The organism is Streptomyces sp. NPDC025784 (assembly GCF_055558435.1).
This window is the reverse complement of the sequence record NZ_JBVHMN010000001.1, coordinates 1,124,177-1,145,785: the sequence shown is the minus strand read 5'-3', so window position 1 is coordinate 1,145,785 and position 21,609 is coordinate 1,124,177. Positions and strand designations below refer to the sequence as shown.

At 70.5% G+C, this 21,609-nt stretch carries 17 protein-coding genes; 4 read left to right on the top strand and 13 right to left on the bottom strand.

The window, feature by feature from the left end:
- Positions 1 to 117 precede the first annotated feature (117 nt).
- Positions 118 to 681 (top strand): GPR1/FUN34/YaaH family transporter, encoded by a 564-nt coding sequence (locus ACZ4IF_RS04935; protein WP_028803507.1) that lies wholly within the window; start codon positions 118 to 120, stop codon positions 679 to 681.
- A gap of 119 nt (positions 682 to 800) precedes the next feature.
- Here ACZ4IF_RS04935 and glmS read toward each other — a convergent pair whose 3' ends face one another.
- Complete coding sequence (gene glmS / locus ACZ4IF_RS04930; RefSeq protein WP_467559567.1) at positions 801 to 2,618, bottom strand: glutamine--fructose-6-phosphate transaminase (isomerizing); 1,818 nt, start codon at positions 2,616 to 2,618, stop codon at positions 801 to 803.
- A 50-nt stretch (positions 2,619 to 2,668) separates the two neighbouring features.
- Positions 2,669 to 2,926, bottom strand: coding sequence for a hypothetical protein (locus ACZ4IF_RS04925; protein WP_359498794.1), 258 nt, complete (start codon positions 2,924 to 2,926; stop codon positions 2,669 to 2,671).
- 163 nt (positions 2,927 to 3,089) lie between these two features.
- On the opposite strand from ACZ4IF_RS04925, the gene ACZ4IF_RS04920 reads away from it, so the two are divergent.
- Positions 3,090 to 4,655, top strand: a complete 1,566-nt coding sequence (locus ACZ4IF_RS04920) for a purple acid phosphatase family protein (protein ID WP_467559977.1) — start codon at positions 3,090 to 3,092, stop codon at positions 4,653 to 4,655.
- 25 nt (positions 4,656 to 4,680) lie between these two features.
- Here the strand turns inward: ACZ4IF_RS04920 and ACZ4IF_RS04915 are convergent, their stop codons facing one another.
- On the bottom strand, positions 4,681 to 5,568 hold the full coding sequence (locus ACZ4IF_RS04915) for a DUF4429 domain-containing protein (RefSeq protein ID WP_467559565.1): 888 nt from the start codon (positions 5,566 to 5,568) through the stop codon (positions 4,681 to 4,683).
- 62 nt (positions 5,569 to 5,630) lie between these two features.
- Between ACZ4IF_RS04915 and ACZ4IF_RS04910 the strand changes: the two genes are divergently transcribed.
- Positions 5,631 to 7,223, top strand: coding sequence for a beta-N-acetylhexosaminidase (locus ACZ4IF_RS04910; RefSeq protein WP_467559563.1), 1,593 nt, complete (start codon positions 5,631 to 5,633; stop codon positions 7,221 to 7,223).
- A gap of 90 nt (positions 7,224 to 7,313) precedes the next feature.
- On the opposite strand, the gene ACZ4IF_RS04905 is transcribed toward ACZ4IF_RS04910, so the two are convergent.
- The 7 genes from ACZ4IF_RS04905 to ACZ4IF_RS04875 form a co-directional block, all read right to left on the bottom strand.
- Complete coding sequence (locus ACZ4IF_RS04905) at positions 7,314 to 9,086, bottom strand: IucA/IucC family protein (RefSeq protein WP_467559561.1); 1,773 nt, start codon at positions 9,084 to 9,086, stop codon at positions 7,314 to 7,316.
- The gene (locus ACZ4IF_RS04900; RefSeq protein ID WP_359498786.1) at positions 9,083 to 9,625 is read right to left on the bottom strand and encodes a GNAT family N-acetyltransferase; all 543 of its coding nucleotides are present in this window, start codon (positions 9,623 to 9,625) and stop codon (positions 9,083 to 9,085) included. The genes ACZ4IF_RS04905 and ACZ4IF_RS04900 overlap by 4 nt, the downstream gene beginning before the upstream one ends.
- Entirely contained in the window at positions 9,622 to 10,902 is a 1,281-nt protein-coding gene (locus ACZ4IF_RS04895) for a lysine N(6)-hydroxylase/L-ornithine N(5)-oxygenase family protein (protein WP_467559559.1), read from the bottom strand. The genes ACZ4IF_RS04900 and ACZ4IF_RS04895 overlap by 4 nt, the downstream gene beginning before the upstream one ends.
- Positions 10,886 to 12,328, bottom strand: coding sequence for a lysine decarboxylase DesA (gene desA / locus ACZ4IF_RS04890; RefSeq protein WP_359498782.1), 1,443 nt, complete (start codon positions 12,326 to 12,328; stop codon positions 10,886 to 10,888). Before desA ends, ACZ4IF_RS04895 begins: the two co-directional genes overlap by 17 nt.
- Before the next feature lie 230 nt (positions 12,329 to 12,558).
- Positions 12,559 to 13,428 (bottom strand): siderophore-interacting protein, encoded by an 870-nt coding sequence (locus ACZ4IF_RS04885; RefSeq protein ID WP_467559557.1) that lies wholly within the window; start codon positions 13,426 to 13,428, stop codon positions 12,559 to 12,561.
- Positions 13,429 to 13,475: 47 nt separating this feature from the next.
- Positions 13,476 to 14,522 carry an ABC transporter substrate-binding protein gene (locus tag ACZ4IF_RS04880; RefSeq protein WP_467559555.1) on the bottom strand — a complete coding sequence of 349 codons (1,047 nt, stop codon included), beginning with the start codon at positions 14,520 to 14,522 and terminating at the stop codon, positions 13,476 to 13,478.
- 267 nt (positions 14,523 to 14,789) lie between these two features.
- Entirely contained in the window at positions 14,790 to 16,628 is a 1,839-nt protein-coding gene (locus ACZ4IF_RS04875; RefSeq protein ID WP_467559553.1) for a tannase/feruloyl esterase family alpha/beta hydrolase, read from the bottom strand.
- A 424-nt stretch (positions 16,629 to 17,052) separates the two neighbouring features.
- Between ACZ4IF_RS04875 and ACZ4IF_RS04870 the strand changes: the two genes are divergently transcribed.
- A complete protein-coding gene (locus tag ACZ4IF_RS04870) occupies positions 17,053 to 17,481 on the top strand; it encodes a hypothetical protein (protein ID WP_467559551.1) in 429 nt (142 codons plus the stop codon).
- A 79-nt stretch (positions 17,482 to 17,560) separates the two neighbouring features.
- On the opposite strand, the gene ACZ4IF_RS04865 is transcribed toward ACZ4IF_RS04870, so the two are convergent.
- Genes ACZ4IF_RS04865 through ACZ4IF_RS04855 form a run of 3 tightly spaced genes read right to left on the bottom strand, consistent with a single transcriptional unit; the run spans position 17,561 to position 21,608 of the window.
- Positions 17,561 to 18,721, bottom strand: a complete 1,161-nt coding sequence (locus ACZ4IF_RS04865) for an acyl-CoA dehydrogenase family protein (RefSeq protein ID WP_095934673.1) — start codon at positions 18,719 to 18,721, stop codon at positions 17,561 to 17,563.
- A gap of 11 nt (positions 18,722 to 18,732) precedes the next feature.
- Complete coding sequence (locus ACZ4IF_RS04860) at positions 18,733 to 19,680, bottom strand: hydroxymethylglutaryl-CoA lyase (protein ID WP_467559549.1); 948 nt, start codon at positions 19,678 to 19,680, stop codon at positions 18,733 to 18,735.
- Positions 19,677 to 21,608: an acetyl/propionyl/methylcrotonyl-CoA carboxylase subunit alpha gene (locus tag ACZ4IF_RS04855; RefSeq protein WP_467559547.1), complete on the bottom strand. Its 1,932-nt coding sequence runs from the start codon at positions 21,606 to 21,608 to the stop codon at positions 19,677 to 19,679. Before ACZ4IF_RS04855 ends, ACZ4IF_RS04860 begins: the two co-directional genes overlap by 4 nt.
- Position 21,609: the final 1 nt, after the last annotated feature.

Genomic DNA, 21,609 nt, shown 5'->3' with positions numbered 1-21,609 from the left:
ACAGTGCGGTGCTCCTGCTGTGCAGCGTGAAACTACCCGCGCGTAGAGGTGTTTGTGCCCTTGTGAAGGGCATATATCGCTCACCGCACAACTGCACATGTATGAAGGGAGCCCGCCGTGGACAACGACGTCTCTGCGGGAAGCACCACCACGATCGTCGGCCGACTCGCCCTGGGAATCACCCTGTTGGCCTTCGGCCTCGGGTCCACCGACGTGATCGACGGCGTGACGGCGGCTGACGCCGTATCACTGGCCCACTACGTAGGCGGCGTTGCGCTCTTCGTCGCCGGTCTGCTGGCCTTCCGTGACCGCGACGCGGCGAACGGCACGGCCTTCTCGGCGCTCGGCGCCCTGTGGTTCACCTGGGCCGTCTCGGCCGGGAACCAGATCTCCGACAACGCCGCGGGACTCTTCCTGCTCCTGTTCGCCCTGGTGGCGCTCTCCTTGACGCTCGCCGGCGGCGACACGCTCGGCCAGGGCACCTACGGACTGTTCTTCGTCTCCCTGCTGCTCCTCGCCGTCGCCCGGTTCGCGGACAGCGGCAGCCTCACCAAGGCGGGCGGCTGGTTCGCCGTGGCGGCAGGGGCGGTCGCCTGGTACGCCGCCACCGCGGCCCTCGCCCACTGGCCCACCACGCTTCCGCGACGCGCCGCCGGCCGGGGGGTGACGGCCACCGGCTGAGCCAGGCGCGGGCCGGGGTTTTGGGCGGCTCCGGCCCTTGGAAGAACGATCCCTGTGCGCGGGTGGCACGCACAGGGATCGTTCATGTCCGGTCGTCGGCGGGGGAGTTGACGGCGGGTCTACTCGACGGTGACCGACTTCGCCAGGTTCCGCGGCTTGTCGATGTCCCGGCCCAGGGCCAGCGCCGTGTGGTAGGCGAGGAGCTGGAGCGGGATGCCCATGAGGATCGGGTCGAGCTCGTCCTCGTTCTTCGGCACCACGATCGTCTGGTCGGCCTTCTCCTGCTCCTGGTGTGCCACGGCGAGGATCTTGCCGCTGCGGGCCTTGATCTCCTCCAGGGCGGCGCGGTTCTTCTCCAGGAGGTCGTCGTCGGGGACGATCGCGACCGTCGGCAGGGCGGGCTCGATGAGTGCCAGCGGGCCGTGCTTCAGCTCGGAGGCCGGGTAGGCCTCGGCGTGGATGTAGGAGACCTCCTTGAGCTTCAGGGAGGCCTCGCGGGCCACCGGGTAGCCCCGGACGCGACCGATGAAGAGCATCGAGCGGGCCTCGGCGTACTCCTCGGCCAGCTTCTTGATCTCGTCCTCCTGTTCGAGGATCTCGGAGATCTGGGCGGGCAGCTTGCGCAGGCCCTCGATGATCCGCTTGCCGTCGCGCACGGACAGGTCACGGGTGCGGCCGAGGTGCAGCGCGAGCAGCGCGAAGGCGACGGTGGTGTTCGTGAAGCACTTGGTGGACACCACGCAGACCTCGGGACCCGCGTGGACGTACATGCCGCCGTCCGCCTCGCGGGCGATGGCGCTGCCCACGACGTTGACGACGCCGAGGACCCGGGCGCCCTTGCGCTTCAGCTCCTGGACGGCCGCCAGCACGTCGTACGTCTCACCGGACTGGGAGACCGCGACGTACAGCGTGTCGGGGTCGACGACGGCGTTGCGGTAGCGGAACTCGGAGGCGGGCTCGGCGTCCGCGGGGATGCGGGCGAGCTCCTCGATCATCTGGGCGCCGATCATGCCCGCGTGGTACGAGGTGCCGCAGCCGAGGATCTTCACGCGGCGGATCTGGCGCGCCTCGCGGGCGTCCAGGTTCAGGCCGCCGAGGTGCACGGTGGAGAACCGGTCGTCGATGCGGCCGCGCAGCACGCGGTCCACGGCGTCGGCCTGCTCGTGGATCTCCTTGTGCATGTAGGTGTCGTGGCCGCCCATGTCGTACGAGGCCGCCTCCCACTCCACGGTGGTCGGCTCGGCCGTCGTGCGGGTGCCTTCGGTGGTGTACGTGCGGAAGTCGTCCGCCTTGAGGGTGGCCATCTCGCCGTCGTCCAGCGTCACTATCTGCCGGGTGTGGGTGACCAGGGCGGCGATGTCCGATGCGACGAACATCTCCTTCTCGCCGATGCCGAGCACGACCGGGGAGCCGTTGCGGGCCACCACGATGCGGTCGGAGAAGTCGGCGTGCATCACCGCGATGCCGTAGGTGCCCTCGATCACCCGGAGGGTCTCGCGGACCTTGTCCTCCAGCTTCTCGGCCTGCGAGCGGGCGATGAGGTGGGTGAGGACCTCGGTGTCGGTCTCGGAGAGGAACTCCACGCCGTCCGCTTCGAGCTTCCGGCGCAGGTCGGCGGCGTTGTCGATGATGCCGTTGTGGACGACCGCGACCTTGTTGTCGGCGGACATGTGCGGGTGCGCGTTCACGTCGGAGGGGGCGCCGTGGGTGGCCCAGCGGGTGTGCGCGATGCCGGTGGTGCCCTTGAAGCGTGCGGGGACCTTGGCCTCCAGGTCGCGGACCCGGCCCTTGGCCTTGACCATCTTCAGGCCGGCCGACTTGGGGGTCGTGACGACTATGCCCGCGGAGTCGTAGCCGCGGTACTCCAGGCGCTGGAGGCCTTCGAGCAGCAGCGGCGCCACGTCACGCCTGCCGATGTATCCGACGATTCCGCACATACAGGAGTACCTCTGTCCCTCGGTCGTTCAGTTCTGTTCTCGCCCGGCACTCAGCCGTAGACGATGCGGCGCAGCTGGCGGAGGGTGAGCTCCGGCGGCGCGACCGCGCGGTACTGCAGATCCGCCTCGATCCGTTCGAAGATCGACGCGTTCACCAGGCCCTGGCCCTGGAGCTCGCGGTGGCGGCGACGGACGTACTCCTCGGTCGTCTCGTCGAAGTAGGCGAGCACGTCCTGGACCACGCGCAGTGCCTCGCCCCGGTTCAGGGGCGTGGACCGCGTCAGATGATCAACAAGTTCGTCGTGCACCCGATGATCCTGGGGTACCGGAAGGCGATCCGCAAGAATCCTGCCCGATATCGGGCAGCACTGTGTTGAAACTCTTATGGTGGTCTGTTCGGAAGCTGTCCATCCTGTGTCTGGCGCCACGTCGATTGCCGGGAGCAACTTTCGAGCCATGGACACTCCACGTATGGGCGTACCGGAGCAGCTCGCCGAGCGCATGACCATGGCCGAGCAGCACGAGTACCTCCGCGCCAAGTTCTCCCGGCGCAACATGATCAGAGGCGGCGCCGTCACCCTCGGCGCCGTCGCGGGCGGTGCCTTCGTGCCGGGCGCCGTCGCACAGGCCGCGGTCCCCACCCAGCGGACGGCCGCGAGCACCGAGACGGTCGACGGCGCGCTCGTCGCCCCCTTCGGCCGCCACCTCGCCTACGGCAACGACCCGCGCACCGAGATCACGGTCTCCTGGCAGGTCCCGGCCGCGGTGAAGAAGCCGTACATCCGCATCGGCGCCCACCCGTGGGACCTCTCCCGCAAGATCGAGGCCGAGGTCCGCACCCTCCACACCCCGGCGGGCGTGGGAGCCAGCGGCGACCACACCCAGTACTACCTGCACGCCCAGCTCACCCGCCTGCGCCCCGGCAAGACCTACTACTACGGTGTCGGCCACGCGGGCTTCGACCCGGCCGAGCCCCACCTGCTGGGCACCCTCGGCACCTTCACCACCGCCCCCGCGCGCGCCGAGCCGTTCACCTTCACCGCCTTCGGCGACGAGGGCGTCGGCTACCACGGCCTCGCCAACGACGCCCTGCTGCTCGGCCAGAACCCGGCCTTCCACCTGCATGCCGGCGACATCGCGTACGCGGACCCGTCCGGCGCGGGCAAGAAGGAGGACACCGGCTTCGACTCGCGCATCTGGGACCAGTTCCTGGCCCAGACGGAGACGGTCGCCAAGCAGGTCCCGTGGATGCCGGCGTACGGCAACCACGACATGGAGGCCTGGTACTCGCCCAACGGCTACGGCGGCGAAGAGGCCCGCTGGAACCTCCCCGACAACGGTCCGGACGCGAAGAACCTCCCGGGCGTGTACTCCTTCGTCTACGGCAACACGGCGGTCATCTCGCTGGACGCCAACGACATCTCCTTCGAGATCCCGGCGAACCTGGGCATCTCCGGAGGAACCCAGACGAAGTGGCTGGAGCGGCAGCTCAAGACCTACCGGGCGTCGAAGGACATCGACTTCATCGTCGTCTTCTTCCACCACTGCGCGTACTGCACCTCCACGGCGCACGCCTCGGAGGGGGGCGTGCGCCAGGAGTGGGTGCCGCTGTTCGAGAAGTACACCGTGGACCTGGTCATCAACGGCCACAACCACCAGTACGAGCGCACCGACGTCATCAAGGCGGGCGAGGTCTCCAAGAAGCTGCCGATCGGCGGCACGGCGTACCCCGAGACCGACGGCGTCGTCTATGTCACGGCCGGTGCCGCGGGCCGCAGCCTCTACGCGTTCAGCGCCCCGCAGTCCTACGAGGGCCACGAGAACGAGGTCGACTCCGTCGCCTCGTTCATCAACCTCAAGGACGGCCGGCAGAACGAGACGGTGGCCTGGTCGCGCGTGCGCTACCTCGACTACTCGTTCCTGCGGGTCGACGTGACGCCCGCGCCCAAGGGCCGGACCGCGACCCTGAAGGTGCGGGGCATCGCGGAGACCGGGGAAGAGGTCGACCACTTCACGGTGGCCCGCCGGGCGCGCTGACGCACCGGTGGACGGCGGGCGGTCCTCACATGCGCCTGAGGACCGCCCGCTTGGCCAGCGAGAACTCCTCGTCCGTCAGCACCCCCGAGCTGTACAGCTCGCCGAGCTCGCGCAGCCGGCGCAGCAGCGCGTCGTGATCGGCCTCGTCCGCCGCGGGCCCGGGCGCCGCCGGTGACAGCTCCTTCGGCCGCGCGTCCGCCTCGGCGGGCGGTGCGGCCGGATGCGGCAGCCGCGCCTGCACCGCCGCCGCCACCAGCGCCATCAGCGGGTCCTTCTTGAAGCCCCACAGCTCCACGGAGTTGGGGTCGTACTTCGGCGGGGCCTTGGTCTCCGCGCCGCGCACGGTGAAGCGCAGACAGCCGTTCTCCAGGCCGACCGCGGGATGCCACTCGACGGCCGTGATGTCGCCCACGGCGAGCGTCCGGGCGCCGGCGGCGGCCTTCGCGTCCTCCGTCTTCCAGTTCCACTCCAGGCGTACGTGATCGCCGTCGAAGCCGGCGGTGCCGTCACCGGCGGAGGCGGACAGCGGCACCGCGGGGCCGGGGAGCAGATAGCCGTCGACCGGGCCGGCGGGCACCTGGTCGAGCAGCAGGGCGTTGCGGACCTCGTCGACGAAGTACTCGGCGACCCCGTAGCGGTCGGACTCGACGGTCAGCTGGTACGGGTCGTTGGGCTCCGTGAGCTTGCCGCCGGTCGCCTGGAGCAGCGGGTCGGCGCCGTCGCGCAGCCGCAACCTCAACCGCCCGCATTTCTTGCCCTGTTCGAAGGAGACGCCGGCCAGGGCGCCCAGGGGGACGGCCAGTTCACCCAGGGCCCTGCGGAGCAGGCTGACGTTCTTGTCGCGTCCGGGAGTCAGTCGCAGCGCGTCGCCGTCGAAGGCCCACGTGCCGTCCTTCTGGATGATTTCCGCCATGAGATGGATTGTTTCACCGGTGCTGCGGGAGAGTGGTCTTTACCAATTTGAAGGGAGCGCATGTGAGACAGCACCACAGAACGCCCCGCCTTCTCGGTACGCTGCTGCTCGTGGCGGCAGCCGGAATATCCCTCGTCGGCGCGGCACCCGCCGCGACCCCTCGTCCCCTCGGGCAGGTCGTCCCCGCCCCCGCCTCGGTCCACCCGGGCGGCTCCCCCTACCGCATCACCGGTGACACCCGCATCCGCGTCGACGACACGCGTGAGGCACGCCGGGTCGGCGAGTACCTCGCGGACATCCTGCGGCCCTCGACCGGCTACCGGCTCCCGGTCACCACGGACGGCGACAGCGGCATCCGCCTCCGGATCGGCTCGAAGCAGGCGGCCGGGTCCCAGGGCGGCGAGGGGTACCGGCTCGACAGCGGACCGTCCGGCGTCACCATCACCGCCGCCCGTCCCGCCGGTCTCTTCCACGGCGTCCAGACCCTGCGGCAACTGCTGCCGGCCGCCGTCGAGAAGGACTCCGTGCAGCGCGGCCCCTGGCTGGTCGCGGGCGGCACCATCGAGGACTCCCCGCGCTACGCCTACCGCGGCGCCATGCTCGACGTCTCCCGGCACTTCTTCACCGTCCCCCAGGTCAAGCGCTACATCGACGAACTGGCCCTCTACAAGGTCAACAAGCTCCATCTGCACCTGAGCGACGACCAGGGGTGGCGCATCGCCATCGACTCCTGGCCGCGCCTGGCCGAGTACGGCGGCTCCACGCAGGTCGGCGGCGGCACCGGCGGCCACTACACCAAGGACGACTACCGGGAGATCGTCCGGTACGCCGCCTCGCGCTATCTGGAGGTCGTCCCGGAGATCGACATGCCGGGGCACACCAACGCCGCCCTCGCCTCGTACGACCGGCTGAACTGCGACGGCGTCGCCCCGCCCCTGTACACCGGCACGGACGTCGGCTTCAGCTCGCTGTGCGTCGGCAAGCAGGTCACGTACGACTTCGTCGACGACGTCATCCGCGAACTGGCCGCGATCACGCCGGGCAAGTACCTCCACATCGGCGGGGACGAGGCCCACTCGACGAGCCACGCCGACTACGTGGCCTTCATGGACAAGGTGCAGCCCGTCGTCGCCAAGTACGGCAAGACGGTGGTCGGCTGGCACCAGCTGACCGGGGCGAACCCCGTGAAGGGGGCCATCGCGCAGTACTGGGGTCTCGACGACACCGGCGCGCAGGAGAAGGCCCAGGTCGCCCAGGCCGCGCGGAACGGCACGGGCCTCGTGCTGTCGCCCGCCGACCGGGTCTACCTCGACATGAAGTACACCGCGGACACCCCGCTCGGGCAGGACTGGGCGGGTCTGGTGGAGGTCAGGCGCTCCTACGACTGGAATCCCGGCGACTACCTTCCCGGCGCGCCCGCCTCGGCGATCCGGGGCGTCGAGGCACCGCTGTGGACGGAGACGATCGTGACCGGCGCCGACATCGACGTCATGGCGTTCCCGAGGCTGCCGGGCGTCGCCGAGCTCGGCTGGTCGCCGGCCTCGACGCACGACTGGGACGCCTACCGGGTGCGGCTCGCGGCGCAGGGCCCGCGCTGGGACGCGCTGGGCATCGGGTACTACCGGTCGCCGCAGGTGCCCTGGCCGGGCAACTGACGCACCGGGCCGGGCCGTCCGCGGCCGGCGGCACGACGAGATCGACGGGCGTCCCGGAGGACCGTACTCCGGGACGCCCGTCCGTCCGGCTCAGAACCCCGCGATGGGGTTCTTCAGGTTCCCGACCAGCTGGAGCGCGCCGGACGGGTCGGCCAGGTCCACCATCTGCCGGTTGTCGCGCAGCTGGAGCCGGTTGAGGCAGGACAGCGCGAACTCGGGCGCGAACAGGTCGTACTGCCGGAACTTGTCGGCGAGTTCGGGCGTCGCGTCCTGGTAGTCGCGCACGCACCCGGCGACCGTCCGCCAGAAGTCCTCCTCTTCCAGGACGCCCTCGGCGGCGAGGATCGCCGCGAGGAAGCGGAAGAAGCAGTCGAAGACGTCCGTGAACAGGGACAGCAGCTTCATGTCGTCCGGGACGTCGACCCGGATCCGCTCGACGGCGGGTGGCAGCACCGCGTCCGGGTCCATCACCGCGATCTCCTCGGCGATGTCCTTGTAGATCGCGCGCCGCACCGCGCCGTCCTCCATGACCAGGATGACGTTCTCGCCGTGCGGCATGTAGACCAGGTCGTACGCGTAGAAGCTGTGCAGCAGCGGGGTCAGGTAGGCGCGCAGGTAGCGGCGCAGCCACTCCACCGGGGTCAGCCCCGACCGCTCGATCAGCGCGCCCGCGAACGACGCACCCTCGTCGTCGACATGGAGGAGAGAGGCCATGGTGGCCAGGGTCTCGCCGTCCTGGAGCGAGGGCACCGGGCTCTCCCGCCACAGGGCGGCGAGCATCTTGCGGTACGGGGAGTAGCGGTCGGTGGCGGCCTCGTACTCCAGGTGCCGGTAGCCGACCGCGGCACGCTCGCGGATGATCGACACACCGGTGGACTTCAGCACCGGGTCGTTGTCGACGAGCTGCGCCAGCCAGTCGTTGATGGCCGGGGTGGCCTCCATGTAGGCGGCCGACAGGCCGCGCATGAAGCCCATGTTGAGGACCGACAGCGCGGTCTTCACATAGTGCTTGCCGGGGGCGCTGCGGTTGAAGAACGTCCGGATCGACTGCTGGGCGAGGTACTCGTCGTCGCCCTCGCCGAGGCAGACGAGGTGCCGCCGGGCGACCTCGGCGGCGAAGGTCACGGACAGCTTGTTCCACCACTGCCAGGGGTGGACGGGTATGAGCAGGTAGTCGTCGGGATCGAGGCCCTGCTCGGCGAGCGTGCGGGCGAACCGTTCGACGGTCCCGTCGCCCAGCTCCTCACGGACGAACGACTCGTAGTCGATGCCCACGCCCGCCGTGAAGGCGGCCCGGGAGCGGTGCGCGGCCAGCCACACCAGCCGGACGGCGCTCGCGGTCTCCGGCGCGTACGAGAGGTACTCGTGCACCCCGAAGCCGAGCCGCCCGTTGTTGGCGACGAAACAGGGGTGGCCCTCGGTCATCCCGGTCTCGATCGCCTGGAAGCCGGCGCGGGCCAGCTCGACGGAGGGGATCTGCGGCTTGGTGAGTTTGAAGCAGGTGCCCGAGAGCGTGGAGGAGATCTCCTCCAGGTAGACCGGCAGGACCTCGTCGCTCAGACCGAGGGACTCCTTCAGCTCGATGAAGAAGTCGAGTGCGGCGAGCGGCAGTTCCGTCCCGTCGCGGTGCCGGGTGACCGTCTCGGCGTCCACCTGCCAGTGGTCGAGCGAGCGGACGACGGCGGCGTAGCGGTAGCGGGTGAGGCCGTCGTCGCTGCGGACCTCGTAGCGGCCGTCGGGCAGCAGCTCGGGGCTGATCAACCGCTCGTGGGCGAACTCGGCGAGGGCCTTGCGGACGAGCAGCCGGTTGGCGCGGGCCCAGCGTTCGGGGGAGAGGTGGGCGACGGCGTCGGCGAGGGTCATGCGGACACCGCCTTCTCGAACTGCTCGCGGGTGCAGAAGCTCAGCAGCGCCTTCTTCTCCGGCTTCTGGATCTCGCGCTCGGGCACGAAGCCGACGGCCTCGTTGAGGGCGTGCACGGCCGTGTTGCGCACGTCGGGCTCGACGACGACGCGTACGGTCGCCGGATCGGCGAACAGGTGCCGCATCACGGCGGTGATCACGGCGCGGGTGAAGCCGTGCACGGGGGTGTCCGTCGGCGCGACCAGGAAGTGCATGCCGACGTCGCCCGGCCGCGGTTCGTACAGGCCGACGAGCTCGACGTGCGCCGGGTCGTAGCGCTCCATGAGGAAGACGGGCTCGCCGCCGCGCAGGCCGAGGAACGCGTCGTGGTGCTCGCTCGCCGCGATGGCCATGTACTCGCGCTCCACGTCCGGCAGTTTCGCCTCCTGCATCATCCAGAAGGCGGCCTTGGGGTGCGTGACCCACCGGTGCAGCAGTTCGGCGTCCTCGACCGGGTCGAGCGGGCGGACGGTGAAGGTCTCTTCGAGGGCGGTGCTCATACGGCGAACTCCTGGAACGCGATGGTCTTCTCGACCGGGTAGTACTCGGTGCCGAGCAGCTCCCGGATGATGGACGCGTTGCGGTACGCGCCCATGCCGAGGTCCGGCGACGTGATCGAATGCGTGTGGACGCCCGCGTTCTGCAGGAAGATCCCGCGTCCCGTGGTGTCGACGGCGTAGTTGCGGGCCACGTCGAAGTTGCCCCGCGTGTCGTAGCGAAGCCGGTCGCGGACCGGCTTCAGGAACTCCGGCTCGGCGTACTTGTAGCCGGTGGCCAGGATCAGGCCGGCGGAGTGCAGCTCGTAGTCCTTGCCCTGCTCCTCCTGGCGCAGGCCCAGGGTGTACGTGCCGTTCTCGTACCGGGCGCTGTCGAGCGAGGAGTTGGTGAGCAGGCGGGTGGGGACCGGGCCGCCGAGGTTCTTCTGGTACAGCAGGTCGAAGATCTCGTTGATCAGGTCGCCGTCGATGCCCTTGAACAGGCCCTTCTGCTCCGTCTGGAGGCGGTACCGGGTGGGCTCGGGCAGCGCGTGGAAGTAGTCGATGTACTCCGGGGAGGTCATCTCCAGAGTGAGCTTGGTGTATTCGAGGGGGAAGAAGCGCGGGGAGCGGGTGACCCAGTTCAGCTGGTAACCGTGGACGTCGATCTCGCTCAGCAGGTCGTAGTAGATCTCGGCGGCGGACTGTCCGCTGCCGACGAGCGTGATCGACTCCTTCGCCTGGAGCTCCTGCTTGTGCTGCATGTAGCGGGAGTTGTGGATGAAGTCGCCGCCGAGGTCCGCGCAGGCATCCGGGACGTGCGGCGGGGTGCCCGTGCCGAGGACCAGGTGCCGGGCGCGGAACGAGTCGCCCTCCTGGGTCCGCACGGCGTACAACCCGGCGCTCTCGTCGTACGTGACCTCGGCGACCGTGGTGTCGAAGCGGACGCTGCTCAGCTTGGACGCGGCCCAGCGGCAGTAGGCGTCGTACTCGACGCGCAGCGGGTAGAAGTTCTCGCGGATGTAGAACGAGTACAGACGGCCCGATTCCTTCAGGTAGTTGAGGAAGGAGTAGGGGGACGTCGGGTCGGCGAGGGTGACCAGGTCCGACATGAACGGGGTCTGGAGGTGGGCGCCCTCCAGGAACATCCCGGAGTGCCACTCGAAGTCCGCCTTGGACTCCAGGAAGACGCCGTCCAGTTCGGCGATCGGCTCGGTCAGGCAGGCGAGGCCGAGGTTGAAGGGACCGAGCCCGATCCCGACGAAGTCATGGACGCGGGTGGCTTCAGGAAGCGCGGTCAAGGGACTCTCCCAGGTACTGCTCGGCGTGGCCGGCGATCAGATCGAGGACGGCGGTGATGTCGTCCGCCGTGGTCTCGGGATTGAGCAACGTGAACTTCAGGTACTGGCGGGCGCCGACCTTGGTCCCCGCGACGACGGCGTCGCCGGAGGCGAACAGGGCCTTGCGGGCGTACAGGTTGGCGCGGTCGATGTCGGCCGGGTCGGTGACGGCGGCCGGGATGTGGCGGAAGACGAGGGTGGACAGCGACGGGCGGACGACGACGTCGAAGCGGGGGTCGGCCGCGAGGATCCGCCAGCCCTCCTCGGCCAGGTCGCACACCTCGTCGAAGAGCTCGCCGATGCCGTCGGCGCCCATCACGCGCAGCGTCATCCACAGCTTGAGGGCGTCGAAGCGGCGCGTGGTCTGCAGGGACTTGTCGACCTGGTTGGGGATGCGCTCCTGCACCATGCGGCGGGGGTTCAGGTATTCCGCGTGGTAGGTCGCGTGGCGCAGGGTGGCCGTGTCCCGGACCAGCAGGGCGGACGAACTCACGGGCTGGAAGAAGGACTTGTGGTAGTCGACCGTGACGGAGTCGGCGCGGTCGATGCCGTCGAGGCGGTCCCGGTTCTTCAGCGAGGTGAGCAGCCCGCAGCCGTACGCCGCGTCGACGTGCATCCAGACGCCGTACTGCGAGCACAGTTCGGCGATCTCGGGCAGCGGGTCGATGGAGCCGAAGTCGGTGGTGCCTGCGGTGGCGACGACGGCCATGGGGACGAGGCCGTCCCGCTTGCAGCGGTCCAGTTCGCGGGCGAGGGCGACCGTCTGCATGCGCTTGTCGTGGTCGACGGGGACCGAGACGACCGAGTCCGCGCCGAGGCCGAGGAGTTTGGCGGACTTCTTGACGCTGAAGTGGCTCACCTCGGAGGCGAAGATCCGCAGTTTCGCCGGGTTGTCGGACTTGGCCTCCTCACGGGCGAGGAGCAGTGCCTGGAGGTTGGACTGGCTGCCGCCGCTGGTGAAGACGCCGTCGGCGGCCGGGCCGAGGCCGACCCGTTCGTTCGTCCAGTCGATGAGCTTGCGCTCGATGAGCGTGCCGCCGGCCGACTGGTCCCAGGTGTCCAGGGAGGAGTTGACCGCGGAGAGGACCGCCTCGCCGAGCACGGCCGGGATGACGACCGGGCAGTTGAGGTGCGCGAGGTAGCGCGGGTGGTGGAAGTAGACCGCGTCGCGCAGGTAGACCTCTTCGAGCTCGTCGAGGACGGCCGTGGTGTCGTGCAGCGGGCGGTCCAGGTCGATGCGGTCGATGCGCGGGGCGAGGTCGTCGACGGCGATGCCGGTGAACGGGCGGTCTGCGGTGGCGAGTTTGGCCGCCACCCGCTCGATTCCCTCGGTCACGGAGCGGCGGTACCGATCCGCGGTCGTGTCATTGAGCAGGTGCGAGCGCATGTGGGGGTCCTCCGTGCGGGAGAGCGTCCGGGGCGGACGGAAGCGGGGACTGAACGGAAGCGGGACGGAGTCGCGACGTTCGACTTAGGTTAGCCTAACCTAACTTAACCGTGCGACCCCGCCCCGCCCCTGTCGTCCGTGGCGTTCACCTCTGCGCGAGACGGCGCCCGAGGCCCGGGGTGTGGATCCCGCAGGCGGCTGACGCCTCGTCGACAACCCTTGCGGGAGGGCTACTCGCCCTGTTCGCGCAGCTCTTCCTCGCTCAGCCCGCGCCGCCAGTAACCGACGAAGGTGACCTGCCTGCGGTCGATGCCGCGCTCGTGCACCAGATGGCGGCGCAACTCCTTCACCTGACCGGACTCGCCCGCGATCCATGCGTACGGGGCCCGGGCGGCGGGGAGTTGCGCGGCACGCAGAGCTTCGAGGGCGGAGGGCGTGCGGCCGCCTTCGGCGTCGTGGGAGGTCTCGCCGCGCACGAGCCAGGTGATCTCGGCGTCCGCCCGGGTCTCCAGGTCCTGGATGTCGCCCGGGTGATGGGCCTCCAGCCAGGCCCGCACGCGGACACCCGGGAGGAGGGACTCGATGATGGCGGAGGCGGCGGGGACCGCCGTCTCGTCGCCCCACAGGACCACCAGGTCGCAGTCCTCGGGCGGACGGAAGCGGATGGCGCGGTTGTCGCGGACGGCCGGCCCGAGCAGCAGCACACGGTCGCCGGCGGCCGCCGAGGACGCCCAGCGGGAGGCGGGGCCCGCCGGTGCGGCCGATCCCGGCTCCACGCCGTGCAGGACGAAGTCGATGTCGATCTCGTCGGGATTCCGCCGCAGCGCGCGCAGGGTGTACGAGCGCATCACCGCCCGTACGTCGTCGGGGAGGTCGCGCCAGCCCTGCCACCACCCGTCGCCCAGCTCCACGGGGACGACGGGCGCGGACTGGCCCGGGTGCGGCAGGAAGAGGGAGAGCGACTGGTCGCGCCCGTCGGAGTGGAACGCCCGCAGATCGTCGCCGGCGAAGGTGACACGGACCAGGGACGGGCCGAGCCGCCTCGTCCGTACCACCTGGAGGGAGAAGAAACGGAACGGGGCGGCTACGGCCGTCGTCATAAGGGCTCCTGAGTCGTCGTCAGGGGGCTGTTGTGGAGCCGTCGGGCTCAGGCGACCTTCTTGGCCTTCTCGATGGCCTCGGCGAGGTTGTCGAGGATCGGGGTGCACTTGTCGTACGACAGGATCGGCTCGGGCGTGCGCGCGATGACCTGGCCGGCCTTCACGGCGGGCAGCTTCTTCCAGGTGGCCTCGGTGATGTCGGCCGGCTGGATGGTCGATGTGCGGTCGTCCATGATGATGACGTCGGCCGGGTACTTGTCGACGGTCTCCCAGCTGAGGTTCTCGAACCAGCCGCCGCTCGCCTTCAGGGCCTCCGCGGAGGGCTCGACGATGTTCACGCCGAGCGCCTTGAAGTACTCCAGGTCGATGGAGAGGTTCGAGCCGGAGACGTAGAAGATGTCCTGGCTCGCGGAGCCGGCCAGCACCTTGATCTCGGGGCGGGCCTTGGCGGCCTTGCGCAGGCGCTCGGCGGCCGCCTCGAACTTCTTCTTCGCCTCGGTGATCTTCGCGGACTTCACGTCGGCGCCCAGCGACTCCGCGAGCGCCAGCATGCGCTCCAGCGGCTTGGGCATCTGGACGTCGTAGACGGAGATGCCGACGCTCGGGGCCAGCTTGAGGATCTTGTCCTTGGACTCCTCGGGCACGTACCAGAGGGTGCCGGCGCCGTCGAACATCGTCGAGATGAGGACGTCGGGCGCGAGACCCGCGTACTTCTCGATGTTGAACTGACCCCACTCGTTGCCGAGCACGGTCACCTTGCTGACGTCCATGTCGCCGGCCTGGACGTCGGCCTTGCCGTCCTTGGTCCTGGTCGGCCCGAAGACACCCTTGACCTCGATGCCGTAGTCGTACAGGGCGGCGGCGACACCGGTGAACGCGACGATGTTCGCCGGGATCTTGTCCGTCCTCACGGTCGTGCCCCGGTCGTCCTCGAAGGTCCAGGGGCCGGACTTGGCGGCGGCCTTCGTCGAGTCCGAGCCACCGTTCTTCTTGTCGTCGTCGCCGCAGGCGGCGAGCACGGCCCCGAGGCCGAGAGCGCCTCCGGCGGCGAGGATGCCGCGACGGGTGAGGTGGGTGGCACGGGCGTTGGACATGAGTGTGGCTGCTTTCGGCACGGGGCTGAGGGCCCGCCGGACAAGTTCGAAGGTAGGTTAGCCTAACCTCACCAATTGTCCAGGGGGCGGGTCGCGGGCCCGGGCGCGGAACTGTGCCGACGGGCCTTGCCCGGACCGCGTCTGACGGCCCGCCGGGCCACGCACACGACCCGCCGGGCTTGTGCGTCCGGTCCGCGCCAGGCGGCCCGCCGGGTTCCCGGCACCCGAGCCGCGCCCGGCGGGCCGCCGTTCAGGTCACCTCATCGGTCAGGCCTTGCCCTTGGTGACCACCCACCGGCCGTCGACCCAGTTGCCGACGGTCTCGTACCCGGAGCGGAACGAGCCGAGCCACTTCAGTGCGAGGTTCGCCTCCGCCGCGGACCTGACCGGCCGGTAGCTGTCCGCCTCGTCCGCGGGGCCACCCGTGGTGTTCTCGGCGACGTACGGGAAGGGGTAGACCGGGCGGGCCGCGGTGACGTTCCCGCTGCCGTCGACCGACTCGGTCGGCAGGCTGTCCGGCGCCCTGCCCTCGGTGACCCAGTCGACCAGGGCGGTCAGCGCGTCGAAGGAGTTCGGGCCCTGGCCGCCACCGCAGTGCGCGACGCCCGGGAGCAGGAACAGCCGGGCGAAGTCCTCGGTCGCCGCGACGGAACCCGTCGCCTTCTGCACCGCCCGGTAGTACGCCATGGTGCCGACGGCCGGGATGTGCTGATCGCCCAGGCCGTGCCACAGGATCAGCTTGCCGCCGGCCGCCTTGAACGCCCTGAGGTCGGGGTCGGTCGCGTCGTACATGCCCTCGCCGGCCCGCATGATCCTCTTGTACGAGGCCTCGGTGAACTCGACGTCCTTGTACGTCAGGGCCGGGCGCGGGCTGTCGTACACCTGGTAACGGATGGTCTCCCGGACGAAGTTCATGTCACCGGTGGTGCCGTCGGCCGTGGCCGGCACGATGATCCCGGCCCAGTTCAGCTCGGAGCCGCGCAGCTGGTACCCCGGGTACAGCAGCCTGCCGTGCTCGTCGGTCGGTCCCGCGTAGATCCTGCGCACGGTGGTGACCTGGTCATCGGTCAGGCAGTAGTCCGCGGCCGTGGACGCCTGTCCCACCCGGCACTTGATGGCGCCCGGGTCCCATGTGCAGCTCAGCGGGTCGGCGATGATGCCGTCGGTGGCGCCGCAGCCCTTGAGCACCGCCGTGTGCAGGGGTGCGAGGTCGGCCGTCGTGATCGTGGCCGGGCCGCCGTCGAGGAACACCGACTGCGCGGTCCAGGCGTGCGAGAAGGTGTTGAGCGCGGTGAAGTTGTTGGCCGGGGCGCCCGCGACGACGCCGTCGAAGTCGGTCGGGTAGCGCTGCGCCTCGGTCAGGGCCTGGTGGCCGCCCTGGGAGCAGCCGTCGAAGTACGCGTGGCCGGCGGGCCGTCCGTAGTAGGCGTTGACGACCGCCTTGGCCGCCTGGACGAGCAGGTGGTCGGACTTGTAGCCGAAATCGGCACGCAGGGTGGGGTCGGCGGAGAACAGTCCGCCGCCCTGGTAGTGGCCCTCGTCGCTGGAGGCGACGGCGAAGGCGCCGCCGGTCAGCGGGACGCAGCCGGTGGAGGCGGGGGCGCTGCCCGTGTTCACGCTCCCGCACAGCCCGCCGCAGCCGAGCTGGAGGTAGTCGCCCCGCCAGCCGGTCTCGGGCAGCCGGATCTCGAAGTGGATCTGCGGGGCGATGACGCCCTTCACGTCGCAGGCCGCCCAGGCGCCGAGGGTGTTGCTCCCGGCGGCCATCCCGGTGGCCGAGGTGATCTCGAACGGCACGCCGGGGACCGCCGAGGCCAGGTCCTCGGAGCCCAGGTCGGCGCAGGACAGGGCGGGCGCGATGCCGCCGGACGCACCGTCCGGCGCGCGGCTCGCGGCGCCGTCCGACGTGCGGGTCGACGTGCTGTCCGACACGGTCGCCGCCGTGGTGGTGACGGTCGAGGAGGGGGCGGACGGTGCGCCGCCGGCCGCGACCCCGGCGAGCGCCGAGCTCCCGCCGGTCACGAGCGCGAGGGTGGTGGCGAGGGCCGCCATGAGGGTGGCCGATGCCCACCGGTGCCGTCGTTGCCGTCTGAACAGCGTGGCCATGCTCGGTCTCCGTTCGATCGTCGGATCGGGACGTGCGCCGGTCGGACGGGCCGGGAGCGTCGCGTGGGGCGGCGCGCGGCCGCGACCGGCCCGCGGTGGTGGCCGCGCATGATGGCGGCCTCACCGCCGCGGTGGTCTGCGGGTCGACTGGGTGACGGGAGGTGCGGAGCCGGCTCTGCTGGAGGTACGGCGAAGGAAGGTAGCCCGCATCCGACCAGCGACGCAAGACATGTCGACGAGATTGTCGACGATTTTGTCAGGTGTTTGTGCGCGGGGATGCGTGAGTGAGCCACGCTGTGGTCCGAGTCACCGCGCGTGCGCCTGGATATCAGTTGTCGATCACTTCGGCTGTCTCTACCGTTTCGATCAACAACTCTGGCCACAGGCGGAGTTGACCGACCGTATGCCGAAGAGGGGAACGAACGTGGGCAGATACAGGCAGGGGCTCGCAGTGGCGGTCGCGGGGGCCGCACTGACCGTGGGGATGTCGGCCGCGCCGGCTTCCGCGACTTCGTACACGCTGTACTGCGACACGTCGTCGGCGTCGGGCGCCGGCACGATCAACGGCTGGGCCAGCGGTGCGACGAACCTCGGCGTGATCCTGTCCGTGTACGACGCCAAGGCGGACGGCCACCACGTGGCCATCCGCCTGATCGCCAAGAACGACGGCGGCGGGGTGCTCACGCCCTGGCCGTGGCACCACAACTACGACGGGTACGGCGAGAGCCTGACCCTGAGCACCACGGCGAGCTACTCCGCGGGCATGTACGACGTCGGCATCGAGGTCGCCACCTTCGAGGGCGGCACCGAGCTGAACTACTGCCGGGACTGGCTGCGCTCCGACCAGACCTGACGGACCGCCGGGTGCCCTCGGCGCCCGGCGGACCAGCGGCTCCCGGCATGGTCCGGGAGCCGCGGCGCCGTTCTCGGGCTCAGCCCGCGAGACCCAGCTCCCGGGCGATCAGCATGCGCTGCACCTCGCTGGTGCCCTCGCCGATCTCCAGGATCTTGGAGTCGCGCCACATACGGGCCACCGGGTACTCGTTCATGAAGCCGTAGCCGCCGTGCACCTGTGTGGCGTCGCGGGCGTTGTCGACGGCGATCGTGGACGAGTAGAGCTTGGCGAGCGCCGCCTCCTTCTTGAAGGGCTCGCCGCTGACCAGTCGGGAGGCGGCGTCACGCCACGTCACGCGGGCCGTGTGCGCCTTCATCTCCATGTCGGCGATCTTGAACTGGATGGCCTGGTTCGCGCCGATCGGACGCCCGAACGCGTGCCGCTCCTTGGCGTACTTCACCGACTCGTCGACGCAGCCCTGCGCCAGTCCCGTGGCGAGCGCGGCGATGGCGATCCGCCCCTCGTCGAGGATCCGCAGGAACTGCGCGTAGCCGCGGCCCCGTTCGCCGAGCAGGTTCGCCGCCGGCACGCGCACGTCGGAGAACGACAGCTCACGGGTGTCCGAGGCGTTCCAGCCCACCTTCGAGTACGGGGCGGCGACGGTGAAGCCCGGGGTGCCGGACGGGACGATGATCGAGGAGATCTCCGGCTTTCCGTCGGGCTTGCGGCCGGTGACCGCGGTGACCGTCACCAGACCCGTGATGTCCGTACCGGAGTTGGTGATGAAGCACTTGCTGCCGTTGATCACCCACTCGTCCGTGTCGGGGTCGAGCCGGGCCGTCGTGCGCGTGGCGCCCGCGTCCGAGCCGCCGTCCGGCTCGGTCAGCCCGAACGCGCCGAGGATCTCCCCGGAGCACAGACGCGGGAGCCATTCCCGCTTCTGGGCCTCGGTGCCGAACAGGTGGATCGGCATGGCTCCGAGGGAGACACCCGCCTCCAGGGTGATGGCCACGGACGAGTCGACACGGGCGAGCTCCTCCAGGGCGATGCCGAGGGCGAGGTAGTCGCCGCCCATGCCGCCGTACTCCTCGGGGAAGGGCAGGCCGAACAGCCCCATGCGGCCCATCTCCCGCACGATCTCGTACGGGAACTCGTGCCGCTCGTAGAAGTCGCCGATCTTCGGCGCCACGACGTCGTGTGCGAACTCCTCCACCGTGCGCCGGAGTTCTTCGAGCTCGGGGGAGAGGCGGTGGTCCAGGGACATGGGGATCACTCCTGGTGGGAGAGGGCTTTGACGGTGCGGGACGGGCTGGGTCGGCCCAGTTGTCCGGCCATCCACACGCTGGTGGCGGTGAGGCGGCCGAGGTCGACCCCGGTGTCGATACCGAGGCCCTGGAGCATCCATACGAGGTCTTCGGTGGCGAGGTTGCCGGTCGCGGACTTCGCGTACGGGCAGCCGCCGAGGCCGCCCGCGGAGGCGTCGACGGTCGTGACGCCGTGCTGGAGGGCGGCCAGGGTGTTGGCGAGCGCCTGGCCGTAGGTGTCGTGGAAGTGCACGCCGAGCGCGCTGGTCGGCACGCCCTCCTCGTTGAGTTCGGCGAGCAGGCTCTGGACATGACCGGGCGTCGCCACGCCGATCGTGTCGCCGAGGCTCAGCTCGTCGCAGCCCATGTCCATGAGGACCTTGCAGACCCGCACGACCTGGTGGACGGGGACGGCGCCCTCCCAGGGGTCGCCGAAACACATCGAGAGGTAGCCGCGGACATGCAGCCCCTGGGAGCGCGCCTTCTCGACGACGGGCGCGAACATGGCGAGCGCCTCGTCGACGGTGCGGTTCAGGTTGGCCTTCGCGAAGGACTCGGTGGCGCTGGCGAACACGGCGATGCGGCGCACGCCGAGGGCGAGCGCGCGGTCGAGTCCGCGCTCGTTCGGTACGAGGACCGGCAGGTGCACGTCCGGCAGGTCGGCGACGCGTGGGAACAGCTGCTCCGCGTCCGCCAGTTGGGGCACCCACTTGGGGTGGACGAAGCTGGTGGCCTCGATGGTGGTCAGGCCCGCGTCGGCGAGGCGCCGCACGAACTCCGCCTTGACCTCAGTCGGCACCGTCGACTTCTCGTTCTGCAGGCCGTCGCGGGCGCCGACCTCGTGGATCCGGACCCGCGCGGGGAGGCCCTGCGCCGGTACGACCATGGGGAGGCCGGGTACGGGGGTGCTCATGCCGTCTCCTCCTCGGCGGGCGTGATGACCGCGAGGACCTGGTCCATGGCGACCGTCGCTCCCGGCGTGACGTCCAGCTCGCTGACGGTGCCCGCGTGCGGCGCGGAGATGACGTGCTCCATCTTCATCGCCTCGACGACCAGCAGGCTCTGCCCGGCGGCCACCTCGTCGCCCACGGCGACCTTCACGACCGTCACCGTGCCGGGCATCGGGGCGGTGAGGGAGTCGGCGCCCGCGTGGCCGGCGCCGGTGAGGGACGCGGCCACCGGGTCGTGGTCGCGCACGTGCCAGGCGTCGCCCTCACGGCCGAGCCAGTCCCCGGCGCGGTGGAAGGTGTGGCGGACGCCGTCGAGGGTCACCGACACCCGGTCGGCGGTGACGGTGTGAGCGCCGCGCGGGGTGTACTCCACGGGGTCGAGCACCCGCAGCGGGAAGCCGACCGGCCGGGCCGCGCCGCCGAGCCGCCAGCCGCTGGGCACGGAGAACGGGTCGGTCCAGCCCTCGCCGGAGGGACGCAGCGCGTCCAGACGCACGGCCGCCGCGGCCTCGTAGACCTCGTCCGGTACGTCGCCGTCGATCAGGGAGTCCGCCTCGCGTTCCACGAGCCCGGTGTCCAGCTCGCCCGCCACCACCGCCGGATGGGCCAGCAGCCGGCGCAGGAATCCGGCGTTCGTCTGGACGCCGAGCGTGACGGTCTCCGCGAGTGCCGCCCGCAGCTTGCGCAGCGCGGTCGCCCGGTCCGGGCCGTACGCGATGACCTTGGACAGCATCGGGTCGTACAGCGAGCCGACCTCGGTGCCCTCGCTGAGCCCCGAGTCGGTGCGCACACCCGGACCTTCGGGCTCGTGCAGCGCCAGGATGGTGCCGCCGGAGGGGAGGAAGCCGCGCGCCGGGTCCTCGGCACAGATGCGGGCCTCCACCGCGTGTCCGGTGAGCGTGACGTCCTGCTGTCCGTACGGCAGGGCCTCGCCCGCCGCGACGCGCAGCTGCCACTCGACCAGGTCGAGGCCGGTGATCAGCTCGGTCACCGGGTGTTCGACCTGGAGCCGGGTGTTCATCTCCATGAAGAAGTACGACGAGGGGTCGCCGCCGGGGACGATGAACTCGACCGTGCCCGCGCCGCGGTAGCCGCAGGAGCGGGCCGCCTGGACGGCCGCCTCGCCCATCGCCGCCCGGGTGTCCGCGTCGAGCAGGACGCTCGGGGCCTCCTCGATGATCTTCTGGTGGCGGCGCTGGAGCGAGCACTCGCGCTCGCCCAGGTGCACGACGTTGCCGTGCCCGTCCGCGAGGACCTGGATCTCGATGTGCCTGGGGCGGTCGATCCACCGCTCCACGAGGAGGGTGTCGTCGCCGAAGGAGGCACGGGCCTCGCGCCGGGCGGCGGCGATCTCGTCGGGCAGCGCCGCCGGGTCGCGCACCAGCCGCATGCCCTTGCCGCCGCCGCCCGCCGAGGGCTTCAGCAGCACCGGCACGCCGATCTCGTGCGCAGCCTCGGCCAGCTGGGCGTCGGTGAGTCCGCTGCCGCTGGAACCGGGCACGACCGGGACCCCGGCCGCCCTGACCGTCTCCTTGGCGCGGATCTTGTCGCCCATGAGCTCGATCGCCGAGGCGGGCGGACCGATGAAGACGAGGCCCGCGTCCGCACAGGCCTGCGCGAACGCCGCGTTCTCCGCGAGGAAGCCGTATCCGGGGTGGACCGCCTGGGCTCCGGTCCGCGCCGCGGCCTCCAGCAGCCGCTCGGCGGACAGATAGCTCTCGGCCGCCGGGGCCGGACCGATCCGTACGGCCGTGTCCGCCTCGCGCACGTGCCGGGCGTCGGCGTCGGCGTCGGAGAAGACGGCGACCGAGCGGACGCCGAGCGCGCGCAGCGTACGGATGACGCGTACGGCGATCTCGCCCCGGTTGGCCACAAGCACCGTGTCAAACATG